Origin of the sequence: Luteolibacter sp. Y139, from assembly GCF_038066715.1 — a bacterium.
Taxonomy (GTDB): domain Bacteria; phylum Verrucomicrobiota; class Verrucomicrobiia; order Verrucomicrobiales; family Akkermansiaceae; genus Haloferula; species Haloferula soli.
Genome location: NZ_JBBUKT010000003.1, coordinates 136,739 through 162,078 on the forward strand (window position 1 = coordinate 136,739; position 25,340 = coordinate 162,078).

Consider the following 25,340-nt stretch of genomic DNA (forward strand, 5'->3'; position numbering starts at 1 on the left):
TCTTCATCCATCTCCGCCGCGCATGAATACTCCCCGAGCCATCATCTCCGCCCTGGTTGCCTCTGCCGCGCTTGGCCTGGTCAGCTGCGCCAGCGGACCGACTTATGCGGAAGTCTCCAAGACACTGCCTCCAATCCCCAAGGGACAAGGCCGCGTCTTCGTCTATCGCACCAGCACGCTGGGCATGGCGGTGAAGCCCTCGATCAAGATCGATGGTCAAGCCGTCGGCACCTCGACTGCCCAAGGTTTCTCCTATTCCGACCACTCACCGGGTGCCCACGAGGTGTCCCTGGTGACCGAGTGGAAGCACAAGGATACCGTGAACGTCACCGCCGGACAGCCCAGCTTCGTCCGCACCCACGTCACCATCGGCGCCTTCGTCGGACACGTGATCCCGACCCACGTCAGCCGTGAGGAAGGCGAAAGCGAGATCCAGAAATGCAAGCTGGTGACCGATTGAGCACCTGACGAGAACCCCCGCATCTCGAGCCCGCCCGATTGACGTCCGGCGGGCTTTTTATTTTCGGAGCGATCGGGTGAGATGAAGTCCCCTTATGTCTCGTAAGGCTCACCTGGCCCCTTTCCCACCATGCGCCGTTTCCTCACCTCGCTCCTTGCCGCACTCTCGATTCAGGTCGCCCATGCTGCGCCGGTCTCGCTGATCGACACCGACAAACCGGCCGAGGGATGGACCTTCAACAATGGCCAGGAGTTTCCGGGAGCGAAGGGAAAGCTGGAGGCGATGGAAGGCGGGGTGAGACTCATCGGTGATTTCACGGGCGGCGGCGGCTACGTCCAAGCGCAGCGCTCGATCGCGGACATCGACGTGCGGGTATTGTCGTTCGACGTTCGCGCGGAAGGCTCGGAGGAATTCACCCTGCGCATCGGTGACGGCAGCGAGCAGTGCCACCAGATCGTGCTGAAGATCGATCCGGCGAAGAGCTGGCAGCCGGTGAATCTGCCACTGGAGACGTTCTTCCGCGATCGTGGCACTGCGGGCGCGCTCACGAACATCGCCCGCTATGAATCCTGGGGCGGCGCGAAGGATGGCAAGTGGCATGGCCCGGCAAAATACGTGTGCTTTCTGTTAGGCAACAGCGGAGGAACCAACAAGGTCCGCACGCTGGAGTTCCGCAATCTCAAGATCGAGCCGATGCCGCAGGCCGTGGCGGGAGCCGAGGTGGTTGAATCGGTGGACCTCGATGAAGTCATCGATGGAGCGAATGAGTGGAACTTCAGCAATGGTCCGGAGTTCAAGGGTGCTACTGGCAGCTTGGAGGCAAAGGATCATTTCGAGCTTCGCGGTGACTTCACAAAGGGTGGTGCCTACTGCGCGGCCGTCCGTTCGCTCGATGAATTCCAAGCAGCCAACCTGAAGGCGATCCGCATGGAGGCGAAGACGAAGAACGCAGCGACGGTGTCCGTTCAGTTGGTCGATGGCACCGGCCAGACGCACCAGAAGAAGGGCATCCCGATCACCGCCGATGACGTTTGGCACGAAGTCATCATCGACCCGCAGCAAATCGCCGGTGGCGAGCATTGGAGCGGCGCGAACGACGGCCAATGGCATGGCCCGGCGAAGATGTTCGCGATCTCCGTGACCTCCGGCTCCGACGAGAAAGGCAAGCAACCGGTGCTAGAGATGCGTCACATCCGCGGAGAGTTCCTGCTGCCGGTCTTTTCCGGAAAGCCGGCCTTGGAAGAAGACTTCAGCCACGGCCTGCCTGCTGGCTGGACGTCTTCCGGCAAAGTTGAAACATCCACGCTGAAGCTCTCCCGCACGGTGAACGAGGCGGAGAAGCCCTGCGGATTCTCAACTACGACGTTTCCCGTAGCTCCCGGCAAGTGGCTCGCAAGCCTGCGCGCCAAGTCCGAGCTGGAGTCGCCGGATAATTCCTACCACGGCGCCGTGACGCTTGAGGTGCTGGGTTCCGGCGGCAAGACGATCGCCACGTTGCCCGTGGCCGAGGTCTTCGGAAAACGCGACTGGCAGGCATCGCAAGCCACGCTCGATCTACCGGCGGGTGCAACCACCGCGCGCTTGAAAGGCGAGCTTCGCAAAACCTGGGGCACGCTGTGGCTCGATGATCTCGCATTGTCTCCGCTCGATCCCGCGCCCCTGCGCGCAGGCCGCGTAGAGCGATTGCTTTTTTCCACCGCCGCCTTGGGAAACCTGCTGCTTCCCAGCGATCCAAAGACCGTGAATGTGGAAGTGATCTGCCGCAAACCCCTCGCCACGTCATCGCGCTCGCTCGCGTGGACGGTGTGCGACTATTGGGGCATGGAGCAGCTGGACCCGGCGAAGGTGTCCTTGGATGGCCCCACGCCGAAAGACGGCAAGTTCGTCTACACCGCCACCATCGATCTATCGCAAGCATCGTTGGAAACCGGCCGTTACTACGAAGTCCATGCCTCACTCGATGCGGAGAAGTTCAAGAACCACACCGGCCTCGCGATCTTGCCTGAGGCGATCACTCATCGTTACAAACCCGAAGAGGTTCCATTCACCGCGCGGAATTGGGACAACCGCATCCCCGAGTTCATCCGCCTGACCCATCGCCTCGGCGTGCGCATGTGCGGCGTCTGGGGTGGCTGGTCGGAGAAGCCTCCCTACACGCCGGAAGCACCCGGCTTGGACCTCGTGAAGGAACTCGGCATGGGATGGGTCACCGGAACACCCGCCGCGACGATCGAGCGTGGCTCGACCGACTACGATGAGAAGGCCCTGCGCGAAGGAATGCGGAACTTCCTCACCACCTTCGGCAAACATCGTCCGCTCGTCGTCAACCTCGGCAACGAACCCCATGGCACCGGCGAACGCGTGATCAAAAATGCCGAAGCCTATCGCGTGCTTTATGATGAAGTGAAGAAGTTCGACCCCTCCATCAAGGTCGTCGCCACTTCCGTCGAACCCAATGAGGAATACTTCAAGGCTGGCTACGGCAAGTCCTGCGATGCCTTCGACTTTCACATCTACGAAAGCGCCGAGAACGTCCGCCGGACGATCGGCCAGTATCGTGAACTACAGAAGAAATACGGCGTCGAAAAACCGATCTGGTCCACCGAACTCGGCCTCAATAGCCAGGGCATGACCCGGCTCGTCGTCGCTTCCGAACTACCGAAGAAATTCGCGACTTTCTTCGCCGCTGGTGGCGCGAACGTCTCGTGGTTCGGCCTGCTGTATCCCGATGGCGATGGCTCGAGCCACGGCTCATCGGGCGACTCGCACAATGTCTTCGACTGCCGCTTCAACCGCTATAATCCGCGGCTCGATGCGATCGCCTACTACCATGCCGTCAACTCGATCGCGGTGAAGCATTTCGTCGAGGAGAAGCTCTATCCCGACGGCACACGTGCGATGCTATTTCGCGATGCGGAAAAGCAAAGTCTGCTGGTGACTTGGAACGACACCAAGTCCCGGCAAGTGGAATGGCAGTTGGCGGGCACGCGTGAGCTGAAGCACATCGCCATCGACGGCCGCACCACGCAACTAAAGTCGGCGAATGGCAGCTACCGCCTCACGGTTAGCTCGGAACCAGTGATGCTGACGTTTGGCGGCGACGCCAAGCTACCGGCGCAGTTGCCGGATTCACCGGTGCAATTGTCCGCCTCGGCTGGAGAGGTGAAATGCTCCACGGCCAAAGGCTGGCAGGGCCCGAAGGAGCTGATCGCTCCCCCTCGATGGACCGCCAAGGCGGACGGCGCCGCGGCTTGGAAAACAACTACGCCGACCGCGACGACCGCTCGCGAAGCAGAGTGGACCCTGGGCCCCGCGGATAGCGGCACCTGGCTCACCGTTCGCGCACCTCTCCAGTAGCCAGCCTTGCCATCCGCGCCCCTAACGGCTTTGATGGTTCATGCACGACCTCCACATCCACCTCGGCGGGGCCGTCCCTTCTTCGGTCTTGTGGGAAATCCTCTGTGACAACGGCCTGCGGACCGGCTTCGACAATTTCACCGCCTTCCACGACTCGCTCACCGCGCGACCGGACGAGGTGGCCTCGCTCGATGACTTCCTCGGCCGCTACTTCCAGGTCACCGAGGAAATCCAATCGTCGCCCTCCGCCGCCAGTGTCTCGGCCTATCAGGTCGTCGCCAAGGCCTACCGCCGCGCACAGGTCCGCGCGCTGGAGCTTCGCTTCAATCCCTTCAAGCGCGTCCGCCACGGCCTGCACACGATGGACGCCATCATCCTCGCGGTGATGCAGGGCCTCGAACGCGCATCGCTCCACTACGGCGTAGCCACCGGCATCATCCTGTCACTCGGCCGCGACCTCCCGCTGGAGGCAAACTGGCAAATCATCGATGCCGCTATCAAGTGGCGCAGCCGCGGTGCGCTCAATGGCGCGAACGGAGTCGTCGGCATCGACATGGCCGGCCCCGAATCGCGTTCACTCGAACTCAGCAAGCCATGGCTCAGCGAGGTGACCACCATGATGGACAAGGCCCGCGACGCCGGCCTGAAGATCACCTACCACGTCGGCGAAAGCGAAGGCACCGGCGCGGAAGGCATGCTGCGGGTGATCGATGCCATTCACCCCGACCGCATCGGCCACGGCATCGAACTCCGACGCGCCGAAGGCCGTCTCCGCGAAAGCCTGATCGCCCGCCTGCAAGACGAAGGCATCTGTCTGGAACTCTGCCCCACCGTCAATCGCGTCACCCGCGTGGTCCCGGATTTCCAATGGCTCGGCGGCTTCGTGCGCTTGCTCGCCGCCAACGATGTCCCCTTCTGCATCAATACCGACAACCCTTACCTCGTTCACACGAACCTGAAGAAGGAGCATGAGATCGTCGGCACCGAACTCGGCGACGATGCCGAATCCCTCCTCAAGCTCGCAGGCCAACACGCCGTGCAGCATCGCTTCCTGACCGCCTGAACCTTCAGGCAGGCGTCATGCAGTTGACCATCCACTGCACGCCGAAGCGGTCGGTGAGCGATCCGAAGTAGGCACCCCAGAACATATCCTGCAGCGGCATCTCGATCTGGCCACCATCGGCCAAGGCATTGAAGAGCCTCTCGGCTTCCTCCCGCGTGTCGGGCTCCAGGTTGAGGTAAACGTTGGTCCCCTGTTTGTGGCCAGCCCTCATTGCCTCCGGTGTATCTGTGCCCATCAGAACGTGACCGCCCAGAATCGGCAACGCCACATGCATAATCAAGTTCTTCTCCGACTCCGCCATCGGCTGCTCTGGATTCGGCGGAGCTTCGCCGAAGCGATGGATCGGCCCGATGTAGTCGGACTGAAAGACCGTCTTATAGAAAGCGAACGCCTCTTCCGTGCAGGCGGGAAAATTCAGGTAGGTGCTGGTCCGAGCCATGGTTCTCAGTTGGATTCAATCCAAGCGATCACCCTGTCCGCCAATTTGTCAAAGGCGATGACGGACTGCGCGAGGTGCTCCTCCTTCGTGTCCTCGATCTTGTTATGGCTGATGCCGTGTAGGCTCTGGGTGAACATCATCACCGTCGGGATCCCGGCAGCGGCCACTTCGGCGGCATCGTGAAGTGGACCGGAAGGAAGACGATGCGAGACACCACAGGTTTCACGGACCGCCTCGTCGCAGAAGTCGATCAGTTCATCGTTGAATGGCCGGGGCGCGATCTGCCAGATGCGCTCCCAGGTCACGGAGACGTTGCCCTGCTTCGCGAATTGCTCGCTGGCTTGCTTCGCTTCTAACAGCATCGTCGCCAGCTTCGCCGGATCGAGATGGCGCTGGTCGAGGGTGATGCGGCATTCTTCGACCACGCTGGTGACGATCCCCGGCTTGGTGATGCAGGAGCCGATGGTGCACACGCCTTCCCCACTTCGCTCGGCGATCTTGTAAATCTCCTGGCTCATCTTCGCCGCAGCGAGGAAGGCATCACGGCGGCGGTTCATCGGCGTGCTGCCGGAATGCGCGGCTTGGCCGTAGAAGGTGATCGCGTGGCGCTCCACGCCGAAGGTTCCGAGCACCGCGCCGAGTGGAAGATCCAGATCCAGCAAGACCGGACCCTGCTCGATGTGCAGCTCGATGTAGGCGGCGGCGTTCGCGAGTTCCTTGCCACTGGCTTTGACGTTCTCGAAGTCGATGCCACAGGCAGCGAGTGCATCGGGCAAGGCAATGCCATCCTTGTCCCGCAGGCCGCGGGCCTCGTTCATGTCGAGATTGCCCGAGCAAGCAGACGAGCCAAACAAGCTCTTGCCAAAGCGCGCGCCTTCCTCGTCCGCCCAATCGACCACGCACACCGTCACCGGCGGCTTGCCATCGTATTGAGCGTGGAGCCGGCGCAGGATTTCCGTCCCGGCAAGCACGTTGAGACAGCCATCGAGCCAGCCGCCATTCGGCACCGAGTCGATGTGGCCGCCGATGATCAGGGTCTTCTCCGATGCTCCACGGAGGGTCGTCCAGAGATTGCCCGCTTCGTCGGTGTGAATCTCTACCGGAAGGCCGTCGTAGAGAGTCTTATACCAAGTGCGGGCCTTGATCCATGTGTCAGTGAAAGCCACCCGCTGTGCACCGTTCTCATCGCCGGTGAGTTCGCGCAGTTGCTTCAGTTCGGCGATGGTTCGCTGGGGATCAAGGGCCATGACTTCATTCAAACAAGCGGATCTCGCGCCAAGGCGGAAGCAGCATCAATCAAAGTGCAGGTTCTTCTTCTTCGGCTGATAGGCCACCTTGTCCTTGGTCAGGCCGGCCTTGAGAATCTCCTCCGCGCGGCGGATCTGGGTGTCCACGCCCTTGAGCAAATCCTTCGGATCGTACGGCGTGACTTCGTTCGGCGGCACACCGATGCCTTCGATGCCCTTGCCACCATTGAAGCGGCCCTTGTTGCTGGCGACCGCGTAGTAAACCTTGAACATGCCGCTCGGCACCTCAAGCCGGTCCTTCGAGGCCGACATCCCCGCCGTAGGCGTGTCGCCGATCATCCACGCGCGGCCGTCCTCCTTGAACTGTCCCGCGATCGTTTCCCCCGCCGAACGCACTCCCGCATCGACGATGACGACCATCGGACCTGCGTAGGGCGAAGGCCCCGCGCTCTTGTATTGGCGCCAGGCATAGCCCTTCGGCAGGAAGCGTCCGAAGACCGCATCATGGTCGCAACCACCACCGCCGTTCGCACGGCAATCGAGGATCAGTCCGGGCACATCGCCGAGATCCTGTAGCATCTGATCGAGCTGCTCGGGAAGTTCACCGGGCACATCGCGCAGGTGAATGTAGCCCATGCCACCTGTGGTCTTGCCATAGCTTTGCCGGCCCACGGTTTTGAGATCCTTCGGCGGAAAGACCGGGCCGATGGGCACGAAGTTCGGACCACCTTGCCTCACCAGCTTCACCTCACTCTTCTTCGCTCCTTCCGCGAGCTTGAAGGTGATCGGCGTGCCCTCCCAATCCGCCAGGCCAGCGTGGCAGGCAGAATACATGGCCATTTGTGCGGTGGAAAATCCGCTCTCGTCGCTGAGCTTCGCCTTCGCCGCTTCCAAGAACTTAAGCGCTGGCTTGCCATCGATCTCCAGCACCTCCATGCCCGCCTTCGCGCCCTGATCCGCTGCGGGACCGAAGGCGGTCCGAACATACGCCTTGTCCCCCACCATCACGAGATGGACCCGCGGCCCGGTGAAGCGGCGGCCTTGCGACTCGTCGGGATACTTCACCTTCAGGTCGACCAGCCCGGCATGGCCATCCTTCAGGCGCGCGACGAGCCGGTTGCAGAGCTTCACGTGCTCTTCATCACTGTGAACGTCCTTCACGGCCTTCGTGAATTCCTCGCTCACCGACTTCCAGTCGACGCCCTTCGTTTCAAAGAAATGGCCCGCCTTCTTCGGCAGCTCCTGCAGCATGAACTCCACGTCTTTCGCATAGACGTCCGACTTCTCATCCGCCGCAGCAGAAAGCCCGGATGTGGCAAGCACGGCTATCCCCGCGCCCATGAGTCGACGGAATCCAAGAATCATTTCCACACGCTGACCGGAGGCGCGTGGGTTGGCGAGCACGTTCAGCGCTGTACGATCACCGGCGTGCCGACCCGAACCGCGTCGTAGAAACGCTTCGCTTGGCGCTTCGGCAGGCGGATACAGCCGCTCGATGCTGGATAGCCGGGCAAGCGTCCGGCATGCAACCCGTAGGCACCGCTGAAGCGCAGGAAGTAAGGCATCGGCACTCCCTCGAACTTCGAGCCCGGTGGCCGGCCGCCTTTACGGACATCGATGTTTTCCTTCACCACCTTCCCATCGCGCACGTAGTTGCCATAGAACGACGAGCGATGGTCGGCATCCTTCTCGATCACCGAGAAGCTGCCCACCGGCGAACGCTTGCCCTCGCGCCCCGATGAAATCGGCGACACGGCGACCAGCTTGCCTTGATGATAGAGACGGACCTTCTGTTCACCGAGGTTCACCACGATGCGGCGTTGGCTGGTGCTTCCGTTGTCGGCGAGAGCGCCGAGTTCAGGAATGGACGTGCATTGGGTAAGGATGAGTGGGACGGCAAAAACCATCCAGCGGGCGAGACGAAATAGGGTGTTCATGGCTGGCGACGCGCACGTCGTGGCAAGCGGACGGCACTCCGTCAATCGCAGGCCGGATTTCGTGCAAGCTGCATCCAACCGTTGGGCAATTGGCGCATTTCAAATGACCCCGAACGGTTCACAACCCGGGCAACAACGATGACCAAACCCGCTGATCATCAGCGATCGGAAGCAGACTCGCCCTCCATCGAAAATCAGAGGCACCGGCTTTGCTCTTCTAAGGATGACAACCCCATAAAACGATGAAATCGATCGCAACTCTCATTACCGCCGGTGCCTTGGCAGTTGCCAGCACCTCGTGCATGACCACTTACGACGCCGCGGGCCGCCCCGTTCAATCGGTTGACCCGGGTGCCGCCGCCGCAGGCGCAGTCGCCGCAGGCGCCCTTGGCTACGCCATCGGCCAGCACAATGATAATGACCACTACTACTATGGTCGTGGTTATGGTTACCGAGGCGGCTACTACCGCCACCGCGGCGGATATTATCATCACTAAGGACGGCGTTGGCGTCACCCCATGCTAAGGATGCCGCCAGACACTTCATGAAGCGGGAGCCGCGGTGCTTTTCTAACACCGCGGCCATCCCGTTTTTTTTGGCCCCGAAAAGTTCTTCCCCTCTTTCGTGCGGACACGTGAAAGTTCGCTCATGTTCATCTTCTGGGGCACTCGAAAGACCGAAAGAAAAGAAGGCTACGTCGCCGAGTTCTGCCCCATCTGCCGGGAGATCACGCCCTTTGAACTGCTCCGCATCGGGGTATCCGATCACCTGTACGGGGTTTCGCTCGGAAAGGGCAAGACCCTCGGCCACGCAGCCATCTGCCAAGCATGCCAAACCCAAATCGGCGCGGACGCGATGGAATACCGGGCCTTCGCGCGGCGGGCGGACCAACACATCCATGTCTTGATCAACGAGACGTTTCCCAACATCCGGGAGGCGCGCGCGCCGCGACTGGCTCTCGAGGATCAGCTGAAATCGGGGACGATGGATGAGGCCGACCGGCACGCCATGATGCTGGAGTCTTTCCAGATCCTCTCTGCCTCCACCGAGGCGACTTTCGCCGGTCAAATCCAGGTTCAGGGCCGGGGTGCATGGGGTTGCCTTGGCACGTTTGCGTTGGCCTTCGTGGCAGGCATTGTCGGAGCCGCGATCTGGGTTTACCGGAGCAACGCGAGTATACCACCAACGTCATCACTGGCATCCTGGTGCTGGGCGGACTCTACTCCTTCGTCCAACTGCTGCTGGAGCCACGACGCATCTTCAACCGGAAGATCCTGCCCCGCTTGGCGAAGGCCTTGAGACCGTTCCATCCCACCAAGGAGGAACTCGCCAGCTATCTCGAACGGTTCAAGCGCGCCAGCTTCAAGATTGGCAAGAAGGTGAAGCCCGAGGTCCTGTGGGACGCCATCCAGAATGTCGACCGGGAGTCGAGCGGGGCGTTTCAGGCGCCTTGAGGCCGGCTCTCTACCCGTGCTGGCTATTGCTGCCCAGTTTGTTAAAACAGGGCGAATCAACCCAAAGCATGCAGGCCAAGCACCTCCTCCTCGTCGCTTCCGCCACCCTTTGCTGCGCGCCTTTACGGGCCGCGGATCCGGTGAATCCCATCCTCTTCGTCACCCAGGTGCCGATGCCGGAGGAGGTGAACACCCGATCGGTGAACATGAGCTACATGTCCTGCGTGTCGCCCTTCGGCAATCACCTCGGCGGCACCGCCTTCGCAGGGCGCGGCGGCTCGCTGTGGGTGCGCTTCGGACCGAATGCCACCCCTGCGCTCAATCACCAGCTCGTCGACCTGCTGGCCGTCGCGGATTGGTCGGCGATTCCCGGCGGGAAGCCGTCGGCGAATACGATCGCGGTGCGCAATCCCCACGTCCATTGGAATGCCGGCCGCGCCGTCTTCAGCATGGTCACCGGCGCTCCCGCGAGCAGCGCGGACACCACCGAGTTCTTCTGGCAGCTCTACGAGATCACCCTGCCGACCCAGGCGCAGCTCAGTGCCAGCGTGAAGCCGGTGATCACCAAGGTGGCGAACCAGCCACCCTACAACAACATCATGCCGTGCTACACGCCGGATGATCAGATCGTCTTCTCCAGCGACCGCCCCTACAATGGCCAGTCCCACCTCCGCCAGCGCGAGGAATACCTCGGCCTGCCAACCGTGAGCGGCCTGTGGAAACTCAATCCCACCACCGCGGCCCTACAGCTTCTCCATCACTCGCCGAGCGGCGCCTTTTCCGCTAGCGTCGACAGCTTCGGCCGGCTGGTCTTCATCAACTGGGACCACCTCTCGCGCGACATCGAGGGGATGACTGACGAGCGCGACAGCGACGCCTCCTATGGAGAACCCGCACCGACTTCCTTCGGCGGATGGTTCCGCACCAACAACGGCTCCGGTAACTTCGACGACGAAAGCCCCGCCGCGAATTTCTCCCCGGGCGTGGCCTATGGCACCGGCCCGCACCTCGACTTCTTCCCCGAGCCGCGCAATGCCGACAAGAAGACGCTCAAGGACGAGTTCCCCTGGGGAGTCTCCGTCAATGGCACCCAGACCAACGTCATCGCCGGCATCACCACCAACATCTTCATGCCGTGGATGCTCAATCTCGACGGCACCGGTGGCGAGCTGCTCAACCACGTGGGACGCCAGGAAGTGATCGGTGGCGTCACGCGGAAGAGCTTCCTCACCGACAGCAACCTCGTCGACCTGAACTCCGCCATCGCACCCGGCTATGGCGGCATCGCGGTGCACAACGGCTTCGCGAATTTCTTCTCGATCCACGAGGACCCGCTGAATCCCGGCACCTACTACGGCACGGATTCCGTCGACCTCGGCACCCACACCGCGGGCCGCATCACCAAGCTGACCAATGCCGGCAACAACGTGAACCCGGACACGATGCAGGTCAGCTTCCTCACGCCGGTGGCGAACCTGCCGATCGTGCAGGTCGGCATGAATGTCACCTCGCCGGCGACGCCTTTCACCCCGCTGTCCTCGCCGCTCACCGTCTATCGCACGCCGGTCCCGCTGAAAGATGGCAGCCTCATCGCCTCGGCCGCTTCGTCCGATCGCGCCGACTACAATCACGGCACGGTGGTCACGCCGCAGTCGTGGTTCACGGCCTTCCGGCTGACCTCGATGAAGCCGCAGAGCGTGGGTTCCTCCACTTACATCCCGGACGTCGCGCTCACGCCCGGCATTACCATCACCAGCAGCTACTTCATCCCGGGTCAGGCGCAGGCGGTCCAATTCAACAATGTCACGGCATGGGAACTCGATCCGGTGGAAGTCGTCACCAAGTCCTTGCCCTCAAGCGTCACCACCTCGCCGGTCGATCCAATCGAGGCCGCCGCCTTCACCACTGCGCAGGTTCATTTGCCATCGTTCCAGAAATGGCTGACCGATCACAACTACGCGCTCTCCGTCAGCCGCAATGTCCTGCTGCGCGACCAGCATGATCGCCAGCAGCCCTTCAACCTCCGCAATGCGTGGTCCGGCATTCAGGTCACCGCCACCGCCGGCACCGTTTACAATGTCGCGTGGTCGCAATTCCTCCAGGCCGACCTGCGCCGCGGCTATCTGTTAGGCGGCGCCAATCCCGTCCCCGGCCGTCGCGTGGTGGCCACCGCCATGCACGATGGCTTCTCGGAAAACCCGCCCGCCCCCGGTGCGCCTCCCGGCTCGGTGAAGCTCGGCAATGACAGCTCCGTCGCCGCCATCGTCCCCGCTGGCAAGGCGCTCACCTGGCAGCTTCTCGACAACGACGTCCACCTGACCGCCCAGGTCCGAGAGCGCTTCTGGGTCACCTTCCAGCCCGGCGAGATCCGCACCTGCGCGAATTGCCACGGCATCAATACCGCCAACCAGGTCGGCGGCGGCAAGCCGGTGAATACCCCGCAGGCGCTGCTCGACCTGCTCGCCCACTGGAAGACCAATCACCCGCCTGGCACGCTGCAGTCGCCCGATGCGCTGGTGAGCTACGTGAAATCCGCGACGACCGCCGATGTCGTGGTCCAACGCAATGGCGGCTCGATGGGTCCCGCGAGCGTCCAGTTCGCCACGCAAAACGGCAGCGCGGTGGCAGGCACCGACTTCACCGCCAGATCCGGCACGCTTTCATGGAACGATGGCGATAGTGCGCCGAAGACCGTCTCAGTCACGCTGCTCCACCCGGTTGCCACCGGCCCTACCAAGTCCTTCTCGCTCCAACTTTCCGCCCCGACCTATGCCACGCTGGGAACTCCGGCGGTCGGTATCGACATCACCGAGTCACCGCTCGATGCATGGCTCTTCACTTGGTTCGGTGCGAACGCGAATCACTCCGGCGGTGGCCTGCCGACCGACGATCCCGACGGCGATGGCCAGACCAACGAGGAAGAATTCATCTCCGGCACCACTCCGAACGATCCCGCGTCGGTCCTCGCCCTGCATCTCGCCATCGGCGGCGATGGTCTTGCCCATCTCACCTTCCAGGCAATCGCCGGCAAGACCTACACCATCCAGTTCAAGGACAGCTTGGAGGACGCCACTTGGCAGCATCAGGCGGACTTCCCGACCGAGGTCTCGTCGCACCAGGAAGAGATCACCGTGCCGGTTGGCCCGGCCACGCACGGCTTCTTCCGCCTGACCACGCCGCTGGTTCCATGAGCAGGATTACTCCAGTCCCGTCTTCACCGCCTCAAGCTTCTCGAAGTCGATCTTCGGCTCACTCTTGCCGCTCGCTGGCCGGGTGAAGCGGCTGCCGATCTTCACGGTGTCGGCAAAGAAGCCACCATTGTGCATGAAGAACTCCTTGCCGGTCACACCACCGGCATAGTCGAGACGATAGCCGCGGCGGCCGATGTCATCGGCGCTGAAACCTGCTTCGGTGATGGGATGCCATTTCCCATCGATGTCGCGCGCCCATTGATTGCCGTAGTGGCCCTCGCGGGTCTGCCAGCCATTGCGGTCCGCGAAGTTCTCAAGGAAGGAGTGAGCGCCGGTGAGATGCTTGTCGGTCTTCGGCCGCTTGAAGCTGGCGATGAGCTGCCACTTGTTCGTGTCCGACGCAGAGAACCAAGCGGTGTAAACCGTGTTGCCCTTGCCGTCCGGCTTGGCGCGGTTGAGGAAGCGATAGGTGTTCCCCGCCTTCCATGGGAAGAGCAGGAAACTCTGCCCGCCGGAGCCTTCACCGCCGAACTCACCGCCGTGCACGCCTTCGCCCTTCGCGAGCAGGCCGATCTTCTGGTCCTCCGGAATCTCGCCCGGATGGTCCGTCGAGAATGGACTCCACACCGAGAACAGGACGCGGCGCTCGGTGGGGCCGTTCACCTGCATGCCGAAGTAACCTTCGCCGAAGCCATTCGCCATGAAGTAGGAGCCGACCGGATCCTTGCCCTCCGGCACGGTGACCTCGTTGTAGAACCACTCGATGGCCGTCTTTTCCGGCAGCTTGTAGTTCAGGTGCACCGATGGCCCTCGGCGACCCCAGTAGAAGCGGTTGCCCTCGTTGTCCTTCACGAAAGCCACGGTGAGATCGCGGGTCTCGGAGGAAACCACAAGCTGGTCGGCTTCGGCGAAGACCGGGCCGTCCTTCTTCACGCCCTGCAAGTCCACGCGGACATAGCCCGCGTCCTTCACCTTGATCGTGCCCAGCGCGAACTCGCCGCTGCCCTTGAGGTCAACGTTGAAGCTCTTGCTCTCCACCGTGGCGCGGACCTTCGACTCGCCCTGCGGCACGGTGGCCTTCAGTGCCAGATTCAGCTCGGCGGGCTTATCGACGCGAAAGTAGATCGACCTCACCATCTCCGGCCGGTCCCAACTCGGACCGCCTCGACCGCCCTGTCCACTGTCCCCGGCGGTCACATAGGAATTCCCGCCGAGCGGGACGGTCCAACTCGCTGCCGCCTTCTCCGCCGCGTGAACGGGCAAGGCGGCGAGACCGGCGATGAGGAGCCAAGGGCGGATCGGAGCAAGCGAATGCATGCCCAAAAAGACGCCGAATCAGTCACTTTATTTCAAGAAATATTACAAAACAGGCATTTTACGGCAATTCACTCGCCTGATAATCGACGGATTTACCTTCCAAGCCCTTGCCGTCTTCTGACCTCAGCCCGCCCAGATCGAAGCGATGGATGTCTCCGAGCTTCGGCGTCACCGAGAGCAGCCACTCGTGACCGTCGCCGACTTTCTCGCGCTTGGTGATCTCCACCGCGGCCTCATCGACCTTCGGCGAGCCGTATTCCTCGTGATAGAGATAGTTGAAGCGATTGATGCGGATCGAGTTCACCGAGGGCAGCGGCTTGTTGAAGGAAATCCGGAAGGCATGGCCCTCCGGGGTCTTCTCCAGCTTCACGCCCGTAACGATGAAGGAATCGCCGATCTCCACGGGAGTGACTTTCACGAGACCTTCTGCACCGGCCCACGAGAGGTGGGTCTTGCCCACCCACAGCGTGCCGTCTTTGCCAAAGGCGAGGCGGTGATTGCCATTGCCGAGGTCGGTGCCGTCGAACATCGGGATGAGCGCCCCTTGGCGGAAGCCGTTCACATCGTCGGCGAGGAAGCGGACCATGCGCTTCTGGTTCATCTCACCGATCAGCGTATGCCGGGCATACGGCCCCCAAGTCGCCGGAATTACCACCGGCTGGGTCGGCGAGTTCGCGAGTTCGCCTTGAGCGAAGCGCCCGCTCTCTTTGGTGCGCATCGCATCCAGCTTCTCCACTGGCAGCTTGCGCGGGTCGCCCTGATTCCAGCCTTCCTGCCACACCAGCGACGCCGGATGGCCATGGAAGCCGCCGGGCTTCAGCGCGTGTAGCGGCGAGGTGCCGCGCCAGTCGCCCTGGTTGTCAGTGACCAGCACATGGCCGTCCGCATCCACGCCGATGCCGTCCGGCGAACGGAAGCCGCAGGCGAAGGGCGTCATCGTCTTGCCGTCGGGGGAAAGCTTCAGCACCCAGCCGCGCCACGGCACGCGCGAGTACATGCGGCCCGCCTGTTCGGCACGCTTGCCCCACTCGTTGTCGGCGATCATCTGCTTGAAATCGAGAACACCGGGCTCCGACCACTTGCCGCGGATCTCCTCGCGCACGCCTGCTCCATTCGAAGCGAGATTAAGCGAGATGTAGAGCGAGCCATCCGGGCCCTTGGCCGGGCCGAAGGCGAACTCATGGTAGTTCCCCGTCATGCCGAAGCCGTCGAAGAGGGTCTCATATTCGTCCGCCTTGCCATCGCCATCGGTGTCCTTGAGCCGGGTCAATTCCGCCCGCTGCATGACCAGCCACGACGAAGGCGACTCAGCGAGCACTCCGAGCGGCTCCTGCAAGCCTTCCGCAAATTTGCTCCACGTCTTGGCCGCAGGATCGAAGACCATGGCCTCACCGCGGTGAAACACGACCGCGACCTTGCCATCCGGCAGCACATCCACGCCGCCGATCTGCGGGTCCACGCCCGGAGGATTCGGCATGCGTTCGACCGTGAAGGACGCGGCGGCAACGGTGCCGAGCAGCGCGAAGTACGAGAGATGCCGTATCATTGCCAGCGGAAGGTGAGGGTGAAGGATTTGGCGGAGGCCGGAATCTCGGCACTGCCGGTGGAAGACGTGACAGCGACCTTCTCGGCCGCAGCCGTCATCGCCTTGCCAGCATCGAGCTCAAAGCTGCGCTCGATGCCCGTGCCATCGGACAAGGGCTTGATCGTTTCCGTCCACGTCGCCCCGCCACGTTGATAGCGGAACGAAGGCAAGCCGTCCTTGCCAACACGATAGCCGAGGAACTTCGGTGGAAGCTCTTCACCAGCGAGCGGCCACGTCAGCGGAAAGCGCGACTCACGATAGATCACTTCGCCCGCGAGCTTCGCCTGCGAACTGCCATTGCCTTTCCAGTAGCCCCATCCATCGATGAAGCCACCCTTCCACACATAGCGCAGGCGGCATTCACTGGCATCGAAGCAGAACGAAAGATCACCCGGCAACGCCACCGCGATCGCCGCGGGCGAGGCATCCGGCAAGAAGACCCGCTGCACCTGCGGCCGGCGAACTTGGGAGCCCGCCACGGCAAATGGATCCACGTCCGCCTTCTTCTGCTCCTTCTTCCCGGCCGCCTGGCCGATGATGTACTTGTGCAGCTCGCGAAGCGTTGGCTCGCCGAGATGGGCCATCGAGGGCATCTCGATCACGCCCTCGCGCTTGTGATGCGGTGCCACGCACCACTTCACAAAGCCGTCAGGATCCTTGCCGTAGATGCCGGAGATCTCGACCAGCGACGGACCGACGAGCATCTGGTCCACCACGTGGCAGGCCGAGCAGTTCATCTGGAAAACCTGCGCCGGCGGGTCCGCCGCGCGAAGCGCCGCGGTAGCGAGGAAAAGGAGGTACAGCGGTTTCATGAAGTGCGCCTGAGTCTTGCGGGCTTGCGTGGCCACGCAAGGCTGCGTGCCGAAAATTACAGCTCCCAAATGAGTGGGGAAGAACCCCTTAAACAAACGCGGCGGCGTTTCCATCCCTCTTCGGAGGGAATATCGATCAGGCCCCGCTTCCGGACCCCAGATCCACGTTCGGAAAGTGTTCCTTGAGGCACTTTTCGCAGATCCCGTGGCTGAATTTCGCCTCGCTGTGGCGCTGGATGTAGGCCTCGAGCTGGTGCCATTTCCCCTCCTCGTCGCGGATGTCCTTGCAGTAGCTGCAGGTCGGCAGAAAGCCACGCAGCACCTTCACCTCCTGCATCGCTTGCTGGAGCGACTCGATCAGCTGCACGTTTTCACGCTCCACCTCCTTGCGGCGCTCGATCTCCCGCTGCGCCAGGCTCAGCTCCAGCCGCACCCGGGTGACCTCCTTGAGAATGGCGAGCACCGGGCGGTTTTCGATTTCCATGCCGTTCTTCCCGCTCTGCCACGCCAGATACCAGTAGAGAAAGGGAAAGGCGAAGATCCCGATCACGAAGCGGCTGATGAAAGTGCCGCTCATGATCTTCAGGTAGTCCGGCGTGCCGGCGAAGGCCCCGGTGGCGAAAAGCACCACATCCAGCCACAGCACGCCGAGCAAGGTCAGGAAAGCGCGCAGCCACAGCCGCACATTGAGCTTCGGCTGGCCGAGGAATTCCCACGCAATCGCCAGGAAGATCAGGTCGGCAAAGGCAGCAAATACCGAAGCCGAGTAAATGCGCAGGCTCTGCGGCGGGAAATAACTCACACCATCCGGCTGCGAAAGCCGCAGCTGCCAGTGCAGCACCAGCGTCACCACCGGCACCATGACTGAAACCCCGATGATCGTGGAAATCGCAATCCGCGTCGCTCGCGGGCCGTCGAAGACATAGACCACGAAGACCCCTAACAGGAGCGCGGTGTAGAACACCGTGGACCCCACCATGAAAGACACGCCGGGGATATTCACCCGCACGCCGGCATCCGTGACCCAGACCATGACTGCGGTCAGGCTGCCGATCAGCGCATAGAAATGGGCAAGTCCGAGACGACTGCGCAGCGAGTGCGCCCACAAGACGAGGAAATACACGGCGATCGCTTCAGCGATCAGGATCAACAATTCATTCGTCATGCCGGCGTGAGGCGCGGGTCGATGTGTCTCCGCACGCGCCGGAAAGCAACCGGCATTTCTCCGGCATGTCATCAAAGAGCCAACCCATTGCTTTCCGCAATGGAATCAGAAGCCACGCCCGCGGCCGCCTCCGCCGCCGAATCCGCCACCCCCGCGGCCGGCAAAACCACCGCGGTCACGCCGGTTGTCGGGATTGGCCATGCGCTCGGAAATGCTTTGGACCATGGCTTGCTGCTCGGTGGCATCGAGCGAACCGTCCTTGTTGGTATCCGCGCGGGTGAAGCCGCGCTGCATCGGACCAGTCAGTTCATTCTGCGTGATCAAGCCGTCACCGTTCGCGTCCTGCTGCTTCAGGCGGGTGGTCATCTGCTCGGCGACGCGGGCGATCCGCTGCTGGCGTGCCTCGTTGCGCTTTGCCTGGGCTTCCTCCGGGGTAAGGGTCGGCGCCTGTGGAGTGGTCTGCGGGGCAGGAGTTGCAGCAGGCGGTGGCGTTTCCTGAGCCACTGCCGGATCGACAGGCTCCGCTTCGGGCTCAGGCACTGGCGCGGGCGCGGGCTTCGTTGCTGCCGCAGCTTTGTCCGGCGTGAAGCGCTTGGTGGTTGATGCCGGCTTCGGCTGGGCGGCGGCTTTCGGTTCCTGTTTCTCGTCGCAGGCGGCCAAGAGCACCGCGGTGACGACCATCCATGGAAGCTTCGTTTTCATCATGACCGGTGAGGAGCGAGACGGTGGCCCGGGGGGAACCAAGCGCTGCAACCGGCGGAAAAACGGAAAGTTGCGGGCGTGATTTGCTTACGTGTCGCTACGGACCAGGGGAAATTCGCCTCGACCCGAAGCTCCGGAAATGCTTTATACCACCGCGTCCCCAGCACTCCCCATGGACGCGGCACTGACCCCTCCCGGTCAGGACCGCCCGCGAAGTCCCCATGAGTTCCTCGAACGACGAGACCTGGAGAAAATCCACGGCCTTCGGAGTGCGGCGATTGACCCGGTTGCGGGTCGCAGTCGTTGCCTGCGGATGCCTCTTCGTGCCCTTGCTCCTCGGTGGCGTGGCCGCGGCGAAGGACTACTATGCCACCACCCAGACCGGCTTCAATGCGCTGAACTCGGCCAATTTCGAGCCCGGTGACCGGATCCTGCTGGCGGGCGGCACCACCTTCACCGGCACCCTCAATCTCGGCTCGCAGGACACTGGCACGGACGCGCTGGGCAACCTGATCGCCCCCATCCTCATCACCAGCTACGGCACCGGCCGCGCCACCATCGCCGCTGGTGATGGTGTGGCGATCAACGGCTACAACATCGGCGGGATCGAAATCAGCAACCTCATCCTGACCGGATCCGGCGTCGCCGCGAATGGCACTACGACCAGCACCAAGAGCGGCATTTCCTTCTACTGCGATGCGCCGGCGAACCTGAAGTTCCGGCACGTCTACATCGACAACGTGGAGGTCAGCGGCTTCGGCAGCCGCGGCATTTCCATCGGCGGCTACAATGGCAGCGCGGGTTTCGATGACGTGCGGATCAGCAACTCGAACATCCACGACAACCTTCACGCCGGCATCGAGATCTACGGCTATCCGGGAATCACGAATGCGCTGACCAACGTCACGATCTCGAACTGCAATGTCCACCACCAGCCGGGCAAGGCGGCCAGCTCGGGGAATACCGGCAGCGGCATCGTGCTCGCCGGCGTCACTGGCGGCGTGGTCGACCATTGCGTGTCCCACGACAACGGCGCGAACAATACTACCTCGGAAGGTCCCGTCGGCATCTGGGCCTATCACTCGGCCAACATCGTCTTCCAATACAACGAGGTCTACGGCACCCAGACCCTCGGCGGTGATGGCGGCGGCTTCGACTTCGACATCGGCACCACCAACTCGGTGATGCAGTACAACTACAGCCACGATAACGATGGCGCCGGGTTTCTGCTCTATGGCGTCGCCGACCCCGAGGCCAGCACCGGCCATGTGATCCGCTACAATGTCTCCTACAACGACGGCCGCGACTCCGCCTCCGGATCGGCCAGCGGCATCAGCCTCTCGAACAACGTCCGAGATCTCTCCGTGTATGGAAACACGGTGCTGCTCCCTGCGCCCTCGGGCAGCACCTCGATCCCCGCGATCAAGTGCGCCGCCACCAACCAGCAACCGGACCGGATCGTCGTCTCGAACAACAACTTCGTCACCACCGGCGGTTCGCGCCTGGTGAGCCTCTACACGACCGGCACCGTGACTTTCGCGGGAAACAATTACTGGTCGAGCGGCAGCACCTTCCTGGTCCAGGACGGCGGGACGAACTACAGCTCGCTCGCTGCGTGGCGCACCGGCAAGGGACGTGAGAAACTCAATGGGCTGAACACCGGCTTCAATGTGGATCCGCTGTTCCAAGCGACGCCATCTTCCGGAGGAAGCACGTCCCTCACCTCACCAGCGGGACTGACAGCCTTCAAGCTGAAGCGTACTTCTCCACTCGTGGACGCAGGCCTCGATCTGAAGGTGAAGTTCGGCATCAACGTGGGACCCACCGACTTCTTCGGAACGCGGATCGCTCAGGGTGCGGGCTACGAAGTCGGCGCCCATGAGGTCAGCATGGAAGCGCCGGCCATCAAAAGTTTCAGCTTCTCGTCTAACAACCGCACGGCGACGCTGCGGTATCAATCGGAGACCGGCACCTCCTTCCTTGTCCGTCGCTCTTCCGATCTTCGCACCTGGACCGACCTGCCCGCCACCGCAGCTGGCGACGGCAGCGTGATGGAATACACCGACACGCCACCTGCGGGAGTGAAGTGGTTCTACGTGCTGGCGAGAGAGTAGGACGAGGCTCTGTTAGAACCCCGCATCGCGGAGCCGCCCTCCCTGCCGCTCGTCCTCATCGGCCTCTTCATTCCGGCCGAGTTCGCGCAGCAAGGTCGCGCGACGTTCCAGATTTGAAGGCGTCAGCGGATCCAGCGCCACCATCATGTCGTAGTCGGCCAAGGCCTTCTCCTTGCGTTTCGTGAACGCCAGCAACACGCCGCGCGACTCGTGGTAGGCATAGACGCGAGGATCCTTCTGGATGGCGGTGTCGAATTCCTTCAGCGCTTCATCGTTCTTGTTCAGCTTCCACAATGTCAGGCCCCGCTGGTGATGGGCATTTGAGCTCGCGGGCTGGTCGGCAATCACACGCGTGAAATCCGCCAATGCCGGCTCGAGCTTGTGCATCTCGTAGTAGGTGCGGCCGCGGGCAAATCGGGCATCGGTGTACTTGTCGATGAGAGTGAGTGCCTCGGTGAACTTCGCTACCGCCTCGTCACCCTTTGCTTGTTGGAAGAGCTTCAGCCCTTCGTCGTATGCCTGCTTGGCCTTGGCCCAAGTGATGATGCCGGAGAGCTTTTGGAGCTTCTCTTCTTCCGCGGTGAGTTTGGGTTCTTGGGCGGGAAGAGCGCTTGGAAGACAAAATAGGAGCGCTAGCAGAAAGGGAGCTGCTTTCATGATTGCGGGTATTTTCCTCAACGAGTCCGCAGGAGCAATGAGATTTCCGGCGTCTTCGAATGCAGTGACGGTCATAGACGCGCCGCTACATAAGAAAAACGGCCGGGATTACTCCCGGCCGTTTGAGGAAACGTTAGGCTCTCAGCCTTCTCAGCCGATGACTTCCGGCCATTCGGTGTGGAAGAACTCACCGCGTGGCTTGTCGGCGCGCTCGTAGGTGTGGGCACCGAAGAAGTCGCGCTGGGCCTGGAGCAGGTTCGCGGGCAGCACGGCGCTACGATAGCTATCGTAGTAGCCGAGCGAGGCCGAGAACGCTGGAACCGGGATACCGGCGAGGGTGGCGGTGGCGATGACTTCGCGCCAGTTCTGCTGGAACTCGTTGAGGAGGTTCGTGAAGAACGGAGCAAGCATCAGGTTGCTCAGGCTTGGATCCGAGCGGTAGGCGTTCGTGATGTCGTTCAGGAAGCGGGCGCGGATGATGCAACCACCGCGCCAGATGGCGGCGATCTTGCCGAGGTCGAGACCCCAGTTCTTTTCCTTGCCCATGGCGGCGATCAGGTCGAGGCCCTGTGCGTAGGAGATGATCTTCGAGGCGAAGAGTGCGTCGTGAACCTTCTTCACGAGTGCTGCCTTCTCGGCGGAGATCTCGGCCTTCGGGCCTTCGAGCTTGGTGGAGGCAGCGACGCGGGCGTCCTTCATGGAGGACAGGATGCGCGCTTCCACGGCGGCATTGATGGTGGAGATCACGACGGCGTTTTCGACCGCGTTCATGATGGTCCACTTGCCGGTGCCCTTCTGGCCGGCGGTGTCGAGGATGAGGTCCACGAGCGGCTTGCCGGTTTCCGGATCGACCTGTTCGAAGATCTTCGAGGTGATCTGGATGAGGTAGCTCTCGAGGTCGCCATTGTTCCAGTCGGTGAAGACGGTGGCGAGTTCGGCCGGGGTGAAGCCCGCGGCCTTGAAGATGTTGTAGGCTTCGCAGATGAGCTGCATGTCGCCGTACTCGATGCCGTTGTGGATCATCTTCACATAGTGACCGGCACCGCCGGGACCGATGTGGATCACGCAAGGCTCGCCATCAACCTTGGCGGCGATGGATTCGAAGATCGGCTTCATCACGTCCCACGTGGAGGCAGGGCCACCGGGCATGATGGACGGACCCTTGCGGGCGCCTTCTTCACCACCGGAAACGCCGGCACCGATGAAGCGGAAGCCAAGATCGCCGAGCCACTTGTCGCGGCGCTCGGTATCGGTGTAGAGCGAGTTGCCGCCGTCGATGATGATGTCGCCCTTATCAAGCAACGGGATGAGGCTCTCGATGACCGCGTCCACGGGACCACCAGCCTTGACCATGATCATGATCTTGCGCGGGGAAGCGAGGGACTGGACGAACTCCTCGAGCGACTTGGAGCCGACGAGCTTCTTGTCCGGATGCTTGCTGACGAATTCGTCGGTGACCGAGGTGGTGCGGTTGTAGACGGACACCTGGAAGCCGCGGGATTCCACGTTCAGGACGAGGTTCTGGCCCATGACGGCCAGGCCGATGAGGCCGAAATCACTGTTACTCATGATCTTGAAACGGTTCGGGAAACGAGGGCCGTGTAAGGAACCCGGAGCCATGGTGCAACCCCTTGTTGCCATGCTGCCATGCATTCCCCACATTCGCGCCGTGAACTTGCCCAATGCGATCACAGTCTCCCGTTTGATCCTGACGGCAATTTTCGTGATCGCCGTGGGTTTCCCGGGAACCGCAGGCCACGTGGTGGCGCTGATCACGTTCTCGGTGGCCGCAGCCACGGACTGGCTGGATGGCTACCTCGCGAGGAAGCTGGGAATGGTCACGCCGCTCGGAAAACTGCTCGATCCGCTGGCCGACAAAATCCTGGTGTGTGCGGCGTTCGTGTATTTTTCCGCCCAACCGGTAGGCGGCTACCATTGTCCGGTGTGGATCACCGCCACGATCATCGCGCGTGAGTTCCTTGTGACGGGATTGCGACAAATCGCGGTCGAAGCGGGCCAAGTGCTGGCGGCGGACAATCTCGGCAAATGGAAGACCACCTTCCAGCTCACCTACTGCATCACCGGACTGGTGTGGCTGACCTTCCGTGCAAGCGAAGGCGGACTTGCCGGGCTGCTGGCCAATCTCTCGAAGCCCACCGGCTGGCTGATGCCGGTTTCGCTGTGGACGGCAGTAGCGCTCACCTTGATCTCCGGTTCCAACTACGTGTGGAGCAGCAGGAATTTGCTGAAGGCGCGGTAAAAGCGGATGCCAGAGGTGCGGCATGCACTTCACTATTCCCGAATGCCTATATTGGGAATTACGGGAGTAACTTGATCGCGGATCAGAGCTTCTCCCGGATCTGCGCCAGCACCGAGTCAAACGCCAGACCCTCGGCATCCGGCTCGCGGCTGGTGGAAACGAAACGCGGAATCACGCCGGGTGGCACGCCGAGCCGGTGATCCATTTTCTCCGGTTCGAAATCCGGATAGAGGTCCGCACGGTGATACTGGATGGCGAGGCCCACCGAATGTAGGTCGAAGCCATTCCGCTTCGTGTTGTCGGAGAGCCGCATCAGGCTGTCCCACGTCATCTTGAACTTGGCCGGATCGACATCGACCACGAAGACGATACCCGCCGCATCGCGGACCAGCAGTTCCTCCGCGGCATTGTACTCCACGCGGCCGGTCAGCGAGTGAACGGCCACCTTGAGAAAGCGGCCGTCCGGCAGGGTGTGCGGCTCGATCCACTCGACGCGATGCACATGCACCGCGCCAACGGAATGCTCGCGGACGGTCGCAGTGCCGAAGCGGCCGGCGATGGCGCGCAAAACGGCCAGCTTGCCGGTGTCGGCCGCCCCGGTGAGGGCGACCTTCACGGATACCTGCCGGCCATTTTGCTGGACCGTCATGCCGGCGACGGCGTCACAGCTTGGCCAACTCGCGCGCCACGATGATGAGCGTTTCCTTCACGCCCGGGGCGAAGCTGCCATCGTTCTGGATCGCCAGGACGACATTGCCTTCGCGGATGAACTCGATCGGCGAATTGCCAGCGACGAGTCGCACCTGACCAGCGGGGAAGCCGAGGCCGTTCACGATCTTCTTGAACGCATCGACCGTGGCGACTTCGGCAGCCGGGATACGGGCGACGTGGCGGATGCCGGAAAGGCTGCGGGCGCGCTGGAGCATTTCCTCGGCACCGAGTTCACGATCGACGCCGAAGATGGCGCGGAGGGCAAGCTGGCGGATGGAGCTGGAATCGATTTCGGCGCTTTCGGTCACGGCAGAGGAAGAAGTCGGGGCTGGGGAGGCGGCCACCGGCGTGGCGGCAGGAGCAGGAGCTGGAGCAGCGGCGACGGGAGTCGCAGCAGGCGCAGGAGCGGCCACGGCAGCAGCCACAGGTGCTGGCGCGGGAGCAGCGGCAGGCTCCGCGGCGAAGCCAAACGGGCTGGAAGCAGGGGCCGCAGCTGGCACCGGCGGTGGCGAGCTGGCGAAAGGAGACGTGGCCTGAGCCGGCGCATCGAAGGGAGACGGGCTGGAAGTCTCAACCGTCGCGAAGGGCGAGCGGGCTTCCGGCGCCTCACCGGCAGCAGGACGACGCTCCGGAAGCTTCACCGGACGTCCGGGCTCGGCCGCCAGGCGGGTCGGATGGTCATCCTTCATCGCGGCAAACGGGGATTCCGGTTCGGAGACGATCGCGAAGGGGCTGGTCGCCGGGCCTTCGTCGGCGACGGCGAAAGGGCTCTTGGCGGGAGGGGCTGGAGCGAACCCCTCCTGGGGCTCGAAAATACCGCGGCTGCTGTTCATTGGGGCTGACTTTTGTTAGAAAAACGAGCTATCCGG

21 protein-coding genes are annotated in these 25,340 nt (G+C 62.4%); 8 read left to right on the forward strand and 13 right to left on the reverse strand.

Going from position 1 to position 25,340, the window contains the following annotated elements; all coding sequences use genetic code 11:
• Window positions 1-22 precede the first annotated feature (22 nt).
• The 3 genes from WKV53_RS08940 (at window position 23) to WKV53_RS08950 (ending at window position 4,880) form a co-directional block, all read left to right on the forward strand.
• Window positions 23-460, forward strand: a complete 438-nt coding sequence (locus WKV53_RS08940) for a DUF2846 domain-containing protein (protein WP_341404231.1) — start codon at window positions 23-25, stop codon at window positions 458-460.
• Window positions 461-589: 129 nt separating this feature from the next.
• Window positions 590-3,817, forward strand: a complete 3,228-nt coding sequence (locus tag WKV53_RS08945) for a hypothetical protein (protein ID WP_341404232.1) — start codon at window positions 590-592, stop codon at window positions 3,815-3,817.
• A 40-nt stretch (window positions 3,818-3,857) separates the two neighbouring features.
• A complete protein-coding gene (locus tag WKV53_RS08950) occupies window positions 3,858-4,880 on the forward strand; it encodes an adenosine deaminase family protein (protein WP_341404233.1) in 1,023 nt (340 codons plus the stop codon).
• A 4-nt stretch (window positions 4,881-4,884) separates the two neighbouring features.
• Here WKV53_RS08950 and WKV53_RS08955 read toward each other — a convergent pair whose 3' ends face one another.
• The 4 genes from WKV53_RS08955 to WKV53_RS08970 form a co-directional block, all read right to left on the reverse strand.
• Window positions 4,885-5,319, reverse strand: coding sequence for a VOC family protein (locus tag WKV53_RS08955; protein WP_341404234.1), 435 nt, complete (start codon window positions 5,317-5,319; stop codon window positions 4,885-4,887).
• A 5-nt stretch (window positions 5,320-5,324) separates the two neighbouring features.
• Window positions 5,325-6,566 (reverse strand): Zn-dependent hydrolase, encoded by a 1,242-nt coding sequence (locus WKV53_RS08960; protein ID WP_341404235.1) that lies wholly within the window; start codon window positions 6,564-6,566, stop codon window positions 5,325-5,327.
• A gap of 45 nt (window positions 6,567-6,611) precedes the next feature.
• A complete protein-coding gene (locus WKV53_RS08965; RefSeq protein ID WP_341404236.1) occupies window positions 6,612-7,889 on the reverse strand; it encodes a S41 family peptidase in 1,278 nt (425 codons plus the stop codon).
• Between the two features lie 83 nt (window positions 7,890-7,972).
• Complete coding sequence (locus WKV53_RS08970; protein WP_341404237.1) at window positions 7,973-8,503, reverse strand: L,D-transpeptidase family protein; 531 nt, start codon at window positions 8,501-8,503, stop codon at window positions 7,973-7,975.
• A gap of 242 nt (window positions 8,504-8,745) precedes the next feature.
• Here WKV53_RS08970 and WKV53_RS08975 point away from each other — a divergent pair, with 242 nt between their 5' ends.
• The 3 genes from WKV53_RS08975 (at window position 8,746) to WKV53_RS08985 (ending at window position 13,148) form a co-directional block, all read left to right on the forward strand.
• Window positions 8,746-9,000 carry a hypothetical protein gene (locus tag WKV53_RS08975; protein ID WP_341404238.1) on the forward strand — a complete coding sequence of 85 codons (255 nt, stop codon included), beginning with the start codon at window positions 8,746-8,748 and terminating at the stop codon, window positions 8,998-9,000.
• A 594-nt stretch (window positions 9,001-9,594) separates the two neighbouring features.
• A complete protein-coding gene (locus WKV53_RS08980) occupies window positions 9,595-9,957 on the forward strand; it encodes a hypothetical protein (RefSeq protein WP_341404239.1) in 363 nt (120 codons plus the stop codon).
• A 68-nt stretch (window positions 9,958-10,025) separates the two neighbouring features.
• A complete protein-coding gene (locus WKV53_RS08985; protein ID WP_341404240.1) occupies window positions 10,026-13,148 on the forward strand; it encodes a Calx-beta domain-containing protein in 3,123 nt (1,040 codons plus the stop codon).
• A gap of 6 nt (window positions 13,149-13,154) precedes the next feature.
• On the opposite strand, the gene WKV53_RS08990 is transcribed toward WKV53_RS08985, so the two are convergent.
• The 5 genes from WKV53_RS08990 to WKV53_RS09010 form a co-directional block, all read right to left on the reverse strand.
• Entirely contained in the window at window positions 13,155-14,465 is a 1,311-nt protein-coding gene (locus WKV53_RS08990) for a DUF3472 domain-containing protein (protein WP_341404241.1), read from the reverse strand.
• A 58-nt stretch (window positions 14,466-14,523) separates the two neighbouring features.
• On the reverse strand, window positions 14,524-16,011 hold the full coding sequence (locus WKV53_RS08995; protein ID WP_341404242.1) for a DUF7133 domain-containing protein: 1,488 nt from the start codon (window positions 16,009-16,011) through the stop codon (window positions 14,524-14,526).
• Window positions 16,008-16,862, reverse strand: coding sequence for a c-type cytochrome (locus WKV53_RS09000; protein WP_341404243.1), 855 nt, complete (start codon window positions 16,860-16,862; stop codon window positions 16,008-16,010). Before WKV53_RS09000 ends, WKV53_RS08995 begins: the two co-directional genes overlap by 4 nt.
• 136 nt (window positions 16,863-16,998) lie before the next feature.
• On the reverse strand, window positions 16,999-18,027 hold the full coding sequence (locus WKV53_RS09005) for a hypothetical protein (protein WP_341404244.1): 1,029 nt from the start codon (window positions 18,025-18,027) through the stop codon (window positions 16,999-17,001).
• Between the two features lie 105 nt (window positions 18,028-18,132).
• Complete coding sequence (locus WKV53_RS09010; protein ID WP_341404245.1) at window positions 18,133-18,732, reverse strand: EF-hand domain-containing protein; 600 nt, start codon at window positions 18,730-18,732, stop codon at window positions 18,133-18,135.
• A 218-nt stretch (window positions 18,733-18,950) separates the two neighbouring features.
• Between WKV53_RS09010 and WKV53_RS09015 the strand changes: the two genes are divergently transcribed.
• Complete coding sequence (locus tag WKV53_RS09015) at window positions 18,951-20,843, forward strand: right-handed parallel beta-helix repeat-containing protein (RefSeq protein ID WP_341404246.1); 1,893 nt, start codon at window positions 18,951-18,953, stop codon at window positions 20,841-20,843.
• Between the two features lie 12 nt (window positions 20,844-20,855).
• Here WKV53_RS09015 and WKV53_RS09020 read toward each other — a convergent pair whose 3' ends face one another.
• Both WKV53_RS09020 and gnd read right to left on the reverse strand, forming a co-directional pair.
• Window positions 20,856-21,500 (reverse strand): tetratricopeptide repeat protein, encoded by a 645-nt coding sequence (locus tag WKV53_RS09020; protein WP_341404247.1) that lies wholly within the window; start codon window positions 21,498-21,500, stop codon window positions 20,856-20,858.
• A 150-nt stretch (window positions 21,501-21,650) separates the two neighbouring features.
• Entirely contained in the window at window positions 21,651-23,069 is a 1,419-nt protein-coding gene (gene gnd / locus WKV53_RS09025) for a decarboxylating NADP(+)-dependent phosphogluconate dehydrogenase (RefSeq protein ID WP_341404248.1), read from the reverse strand.
• A 100-nt stretch (window positions 23,070-23,169) separates the two neighbouring features.
• Between gnd and pgsA the strand changes: the two genes are divergently transcribed.
• Window positions 23,170-23,760: a CDP-diacylglycerol--glycerol-3-phosphate 3-phosphatidyltransferase gene (gene pgsA, locus WKV53_RS09030; RefSeq protein ID WP_341404249.1), complete on the forward strand. Its 591-nt coding sequence runs from the start codon at window positions 23,170-23,172 to the stop codon at window positions 23,758-23,760.
• Window positions 23,761-23,842: 82 nt separating this feature from the next.
• Here the strand turns inward: pgsA and WKV53_RS09035 are convergent, their stop codons facing one another.
• Together WKV53_RS09035 and WKV53_RS09040 are read right to left on the reverse strand one after the other, a co-directional pair.
• Window positions 23,843-24,409 carry a hypothetical protein gene (locus WKV53_RS09035; protein ID WP_341404250.1) on the reverse strand — a complete coding sequence of 189 codons (567 nt, stop codon included), beginning with the start codon at window positions 24,407-24,409 and terminating at the stop codon, window positions 23,843-23,845.
• A gap of 13 nt (window positions 24,410-24,422) precedes the next feature.
• The gene (locus WKV53_RS09040; protein WP_341404251.1) at window positions 24,423-25,304 is read right to left on the reverse strand and encodes a hypothetical protein; all 882 of its coding nucleotides are present in this window, start codon (window positions 25,302-25,304) and stop codon (window positions 24,423-24,425) included.
• Window positions 25,305-25,340: the final 36 nt, after the last annotated feature.

Coding starts and splice junctions, on each gene's coding strand:
- WKV53_RS08975 (WP_341404238.1), top strand. CDS start 8,746: ATGAAATCGATCGCAACTCTCATTACCGCCGGTGCCTTGGCAGTTGCC.
- WKV53_RS08950 (WP_341404233.1), top strand. CDS start 3,858: ATGCACGACCTCCACATCCACCTCGGCGGGGCCGTCCCTTCTTCGGTC.
- WKV53_RS08985 (WP_341404240.1), top strand. CDS start 10,026: ATGCAGGCCAAGCACCTCCTCCTCGTCGCTTCCGCCACCCTTTGCTGC.
- WKV53_RS09000 (WP_341404243.1), bottom strand. CDS start 16,862: ATGAAACCGCTGTACCTCCTTTTCCTCGCTACCGCGGCGCTTCGCGCG.
- WKV53_RS08970 (WP_341404237.1), bottom strand. CDS start 8,503: ATGAACACCCTATTTCGTCTCGCCCGCTGGATGGTTTTTGCCGTCCCA.
- WKV53_RS09035 (WP_341404250.1), bottom strand. CDS start 24,409: ATGACGGTCCAGCAAAATGGCCGGCAGGTATCCGTGAAGGTCGCCCTC.
- WKV53_RS09015 (WP_341404246.1), top strand. CDS start 18,951: ATGAGTTCCTCGAACGACGAGACCTGGAGAAAATCCACGGCCTTCGGA.
- WKV53_RS09010 (WP_341404245.1), bottom strand. CDS start 18,732: ATGATGAAAACGAAGCTTCCATGGATGGTCGTCACCGCGGTGCTCTTG.
- WKV53_RS09040 (WP_341404251.1), bottom strand. CDS start 25,304: ATGAACAGCAGCCGCGGTATTTTCGAGCCCCAGGAGGGGTTCGCTCCA.
- WKV53_RS08995 (WP_341404242.1), bottom strand. CDS start 16,011: ATGATACGGCATCTCTCGTACTTCGCGCTGCTCGGCACCGTTGCCGCC.
- WKV53_RS08960 (WP_341404235.1), bottom strand. CDS start 6,566: ATGGCCCTTGATCCCCAGCGAACCATCGCCGAACTGAAGCAACTGCGC.
- WKV53_RS08940 (WP_341404231.1), top strand. CDS start 23: ATGAATACTCCCCGAGCCATCATCTCCGCCCTGGTTGCCTCTGCCGCG.
- WKV53_RS09005 (WP_341404244.1), bottom strand. CDS start 18,027: ATGACGAATGAATTGTTGATCCTGATCGCTGAAGCGATCGCCGTGTAT.
- WKV53_RS08980 (WP_341404239.1), top strand. CDS start 9,595: ATGGGGTTGCCTTGGCACGTTTGCGTTGGCCTTCGTGGCAGGCATTGT.
- gnd (WP_341404248.1), bottom strand. CDS start 23,069: ATGAGTAACAGTGATTTCGGCCTCATCGGCCTGGCCGTCATGGGCCAG.
- WKV53_RS08990 (WP_341404241.1), bottom strand. CDS start 14,465: ATGCATTCGCTTGCTCCGATCCGCCCTTGGCTCCTCATCGCCGGTCTC.
- WKV53_RS09020 (WP_341404247.1), bottom strand. CDS start 21,500: ATGAAAGCAGCTCCCTTTCTGCTAGCGCTCCTATTTTGTCTTCCAAGC.
- WKV53_RS08945 (WP_341404232.1), top strand. CDS start 590: ATGCGCCGTTTCCTCACCTCGCTCCTTGCCGCACTCTCGATTCAGGTC.
- WKV53_RS08955 (WP_341404234.1), bottom strand. CDS start 5,319: ATGGCTCGGACCAGCACCTACCTGAATTTTCCCGCCTGCACGGAAGAG.